A 5,109-nucleotide genomic window follows, 5' to 3' on the forward strand; every position below is an offset into this window, starting at 1 on the left:
GTAAATCTACTGATCAATAGGGTGGGAAATTTATAGTCTCAAGGTCCGAAAAACGTACTAAGCCGACTGTCAGATTTGGTCGTGTTCCAAATCCAAAAATGTAAGATTGGACCAAACAGGTCTTGGATTTCTGGCTGATGTAGAATCGTCAGGCGCTTGCGAGAGGGCTTCATTTGCGGACCAAAAAGCCGGATCATACCTGAAACTGGCTATAAACCAGTCAATTAACTAAGGATTTAAAAGTAAGGCTCCTCTGGATGCCTTGGTATCCGTGGGATTTATGGAGTTATGCGACCGTTTGTGGGGATGTCCCCAGTACCCCTATGTATAAGGTAAATGCGGCCGGGTGTGGCAAAGGCAAAAGCACCCACAATAAAAAATTCATCACAGCGCACAAAGACACACGCTTTCTGGTCATCGTGCCATCGCTCGCGTTAGCAGATGAATATGCCGACTATGGCACCACTATTCACAGCGGAAACAGTCACAACGTCAAACAACAAGTCTACAAAGCCATCGAGGCCAACACCCGTGTTCTCGTGATCACGCAAAAAGCCTTCTTGGACTTTGAATCCAAAACGCTGCTGTGCACCAACCGCACCGTGCTGCAGGACGAACACCTTGAGCCCTTCTATGTGTGCAAGTGGCAGATGGCCAATCACGCGCAGTGGTTGGATATGTTTGTGGTGGGCGCGAGCGATAAAGAGGGTTGGTACAAGGTCACGCTGAATACGGCGCGTGTAGCTGAGTTCCTGGCCACAGCCGACATGCTGGACAACAAGCAGTTCATGCAGGACTTGCTGGCAACACCGCAGGCCATTTACACCAACAAGGCCACCATGGAGATGGACTCGCTGCTGTTCCGTGTCGTGAGTCCCGACATCTATGCTGGAGCCGATGCTGTGCACATCGCCTGCGCCAACTTTATGGTGACACGCCAGTACCACTTATGGGCAGCAATATATGGGGCGCAGTTCCACTTCACCCACGCATTCGAACCCTACTCAACACCCAATTTGACGCTGCATTCGGCTGAGCAAAATCGGAACAGCAAGACGTTCAACCGTGCCAACACTGGCCTCAAGGACACCGTCACGGCCTACATCAAATCCCAGTGCGCCAATCCGGTGTATGTAGACAACAATATGTATGAAACGGAGCAGGGCTGGCAACGCGTCAAGCACAACTGCCACGGTGTAAATCAGTTCCGCGATGAGTCGCATATCGCCATCCTCAGTGCCATCAACTACGACAACCTGGCAACAGCCTTTTTGATGGACATGGGCGGCATGACGGCACTACAGGTTCGTCACGCATTGCTGGGAGAAATCGCCCATCAAGTCATTATGCGCGGTTGCCTGCGCAGCGACAACGCCAATGCCTGTCACGTCTACGTGATGGAAGCGGACCTGGCTAACTATCTGCTGAACAACATCTTCAAAGGCAGCAAGCAGCTACCGATTGACGGCACGAAGCGCCCAGAACGTGCCCCGGTGTTGACACCCGTGCAACGCAAGAAGGCCACAATGATTCGAAAGAACTTTCCGCTCTACCAAGAAACGCCCACTGAGCTGCTGATGAAGGAAATTATCTGGTCAATGACCAACACCAATGGCTTATATAACAAGCTCCATCGGGAGAACTCAGCGGGTGGCGCTACAGCGTGATGGCTGAAATGGGCGCAGTGCAAAAGATGAATTGCCAAGAACTCAACTCAAACTGGTTGAAGACCAACGCAATGAGTTTTTGTCACGAAAGCCGGAAGGCTGAAGTAAAAAAACGAAATTGCATCCACGTCGTTTGCGAAGCGGCAGCGCAGCGAATGACGGCTTATTTCGACTGGCTATCAACGAAGAAGCGATATAGACAGAACAACCAGCTATTCATACCCCTCATTCTGAAAGCATACACACCTGCGGTGTGCTGCTGACCACGGCGCGGATGTGCTACTCATTTCATTCGTTGCACATCCACTTGTGGTTCCTTGCTTCGCATTCATTGAGTTGAGACAGGAAAAGAGTAACAAATAAGCAAACAGCACTTATAGTTGAATTGTTACTTTTTTCAGTCATCGATCTTTTTAAGTGGGCGGGAGATTCACGAAATGGTCCGCTCTGTGCGACGGCTATAACACCCCTACACGTGCTTGACGGACAGCCTCGTGCATGAAGCGAACCACGAATCTTTTACGGGATGCTGTAGGCTTGTCCGACGGTGTGATGTTTGAGCGCCGCCTGTTCCATTCGCTGTTTGACACCAACGACCAGAAGGCAGGCATGGACGCCTTCGTGAACAAGCGCCAGCCGACCTTCACCCACTCCTGAGCAGGCTCCTAGGATGTCGCGGCGACAAATTTCCCTGTTTGCAACCACGCCACAATTGCGTTCGCCAACTGGTCGCTATTGCTCTCCATCATCATCATGTGGCCATTTCCCTGGATGCCTTTTTCACCGAGAGGAATGAACTCGGCACGCGCGCCGTTTTCATTCAACCAATCCACGATAGGTTTATCGGTCGCGACCGTGTGGTCCGCATCATTGGTCCCCATGATAAGGGCGATGTGCTTACCTTTGTAGCCAGAGAAATCTGCGACACGAGGCGCACTGTTCGCATAGTTCACCCGCTCCAGCAGAAGCCTGGGTGGGATCACATCCAGCGTGGCGACAGAAGCGTCCAGGAATTCCCGCGGGAAACGTGTACTGGTGCCTACCATCTTCTTGGCGGCCCAACCGGGCTCCGCAACAAAAGGCTGCTTGCGACTGAGCTTGAGTATGGGCGCTCCTGGTGCCAAACGTACCTCTACGAAGTCGGAAGTGACTGTCAGAAACTCCGTCGGAGCACTCACGTTCCCTGGCCCTCCAGGGGCGATGGCAACAAGTTTTTCGATCCGGTCACCGTAAAGTTCGAGCAGCTTCCAGCCGAAAGGGCCCGACATCGAATGCGTCATGACAATCGCGGGGCGATCAAGCGTGGCAAGTAGCTTTCCCAAGCCCCGTATCACCGTTTCTCCGGTCAAGGCGTCATAAGGGATATATCCGCTGCGACCCGTCCCAGCCCAATCTGGCACAACAACCTTATAGCCTTTGGCGGCAAAAACGTGTGCCCAACCAGGTCTGCCATCGGCTGTTGCCATATAACAAGCGCCGCTAACCGCCCCGCCGTGGATAAGAACCATCGGTGGTTTGTTGGTCTTCGTGACCGGCTCCAGCACCTCGTAATAAGTCGAGGGATCGCTGACAAATCCGCTATGGAAGTTAATGGCGCTGGGTTGACGCGCTGCGGCTGCAGATGCGCTGCAGCTCATCGTCGCGACAACTGCAGCACCCATACCGATGCTGGAGCGGAAAAATTTCCTGCGGGATATCGGATCGTTGTTCTTCATAAATGGTCTCCTGAAGTTTTATAGATCTCGTTGATCGCCCCAAACTCGCTTCGCGAGATCCATACAGAAAGGTATAAGGCCCGCTCAAGCCAAGCCAAGCCAAGCCAAGCCAAGCCAAGCCAAGCCAAGCAAATATTATCACCTGATTCCGTGACTTACAACCCCACTCACACCTCTACAACACTGTAACCACGCGTCCAGCGTTCGTAGTAGATCGAGATCAGGAACGAGTCTTCCTTGGGTTGGGCTTCTGTCACAGCCATCGTTAGCTCCTTGTTCTGTTCGATGAATGATTCCAGCGAGGCAACCAGTTCGGCGCGGGATAGTCCCGCGTCGCGGTCACGCAGGTAAGTAAAGCGGTCGGCCCCGCCTGCTTCTCCGAGCGGCGCGGCACGCAAGTGGGCGTCGTGCCCAGACTGGAGGATGTCGTCGATTGCTTCAACGGCAGAGCGGTACTGCACAATCGCTTCAACCTCGTTGGTGCCAGCGCGGCGCAGGGTGCCGGACAATACGGGTGTTGCCAGTTCGCCCCAGTCGGCGGCGAAATTGGCAAGCTGGGCTGTCACCTTTTCGCCGTACTTCTCGCCAAGAATCGGATTGGGCTGCCCTTCGCGCTCGAAGGCCGTCTCGGCAACCTCGCTCATGAAGAACCACGGATCGCCTCCGTAGCGTCCTTCCCAGTCGATGACCTTGGTTTCGTACCAGAATTCGGCGAGCTTTGCGCGGCTGTCGAACAGGCGCTCCAAAGCGCCGTCTTCGTCACTGTTGATCGCGGCCCACTTCGCCTCGGCGGCAGCTTGCGTGGGAGCGGGATACCAGTTCTTTGCGTCCATGTAGGCGATGTTGCGCATCTCTGGCTTCATGTCGTAGGACTTCTGTGTCAGCCAGTCCTCTTTCGTGACACTCCACGACTGCACGGCCCAGTGCGGGAATCGGTCGCCATCTTCCTTCACTGCGGCAAGGCGCATTGCCTCCGCGCCATGCGCGAATACGACTACCACGTTTTCGCCGTGGTCGGCGCGAGTTGGATGCAGCAGCGCATCAAGCAGCTTTTCCTGCTTGCGCTGGAGATCGGCAGCTTCCATTCCTTTGGCTTGCGCGTACTCTTGCAGTGCTTCAATCGGCTTCAACATTGGCGTTCCTCGCGACGAAGTGCGCGGTTTTTATGGGCGTACCCGCATCACCGTGATAAGATATAGATTGCTGTTTCATGGCCCATGATTGCGCTGTGAGGCTGCTTTTACCTTTCATTTGAACGGCACCCGCGAAAGCGCGTGCCGTTTTTTTGTGCCCATTTTAAGGGTCTGCGTAACGCACATATTCTAAGCGTGCGCTCAATATGATATGTTAGAAACCTTGTTTTGACTATCCCTTGAGGCGCGTATGAACATAAGACTAGGGACGTTCCTGTTCGGCGACGACGACAACTACGTCACGGCATCAATCGAGCCGGTGAAGCCGATTATAAGAAATATTAACGCTATGTACTACCCACTGTGTCAGCTGTATTTAAGGCCAGTTGCACGTGTGTCAAATGGGTACTTTTCAGGAATCAGTGAAGTAGTTGTCATCAAGATAGACGCAATATAACTGGTCTTTGGTACTGAAATCCGCAATGAGATATGTGAAAGCCCTTACCTCAACATGTTGCATGTTCAAGTGATGGTCTGTTTTTTGTGCTTCATGCGCCAAAATCGAAGTCGCGTTGAATGATGTAGTCACTGAAT

The 5,109-nt window shown here is 53.0% G+C and carries 5 protein-coding genes; 2 read left to right on the forward strand and 3 right to left on the reverse strand.

Features of this window, described 5'->3' with window-relative positions; genetic code table 11:
- Positions 1-323: 323 nt before the first annotated feature.
- Both D9T21_RS09155 and D9T21_RS09165 read left to right on the forward strand, forming a co-directional pair.
- Complete coding sequence (locus tag D9T21_RS09155) at positions 324-1,667, forward strand: hypothetical protein (protein WP_123324686.1); 1,344 nt, start codon at positions 324-326, stop codon at positions 1,665-1,667.
- A 498-nt stretch (positions 1,668-2,165) separates the two neighbouring features.
- On the forward strand, positions 2,166-2,324 hold the full coding sequence (locus tag D9T21_RS09165) for an enoyl-CoA hydratase/isomerase (protein ID WP_008250611.1): 159 nt from the start codon (positions 2,166-2,168) through the stop codon (positions 2,322-2,324).
- An 8-nt stretch (positions 2,325-2,332) separates the two neighbouring features.
- Here D9T21_RS09165 and D9T21_RS09170 read toward each other — a convergent pair whose 3' ends face one another.
- From D9T21_RS09170 to D9T21_RS22855, 3 genes are all read right to left on the reverse strand, one after another.
- Positions 2,333-3,382: an alpha/beta fold hydrolase gene (locus D9T21_RS09170; RefSeq protein ID WP_123324688.1), complete on the reverse strand. Its 1,050-nt coding sequence runs from the start codon at positions 3,380-3,382 to the stop codon at positions 2,333-2,335.
- A gap of 167 nt (positions 3,383-3,549) precedes the next feature.
- A complete protein-coding gene (locus tag D9T21_RS09175; protein WP_008250613.1) occupies positions 3,550-4,515 on the reverse strand; it encodes a hypothetical protein in 966 nt (321 codons plus the stop codon).
- 412 nt (positions 4,516-4,927) lie between these two features.
- Positions 4,928-5,109: hypothetical protein (locus D9T21_RS22855; RefSeq protein ID WP_206427253.1), on the reverse strand; the 182-nt coding region annotated here is incomplete at its 5' end.

The organism is Marisediminitalea oceani (genome assembly GCF_003731635.1).
GTDB lineage: Bacteria > Pseudomonadota > Gammaproteobacteria > Enterobacterales > Alteromonadaceae > Alteromonas > Alteromonas oceani.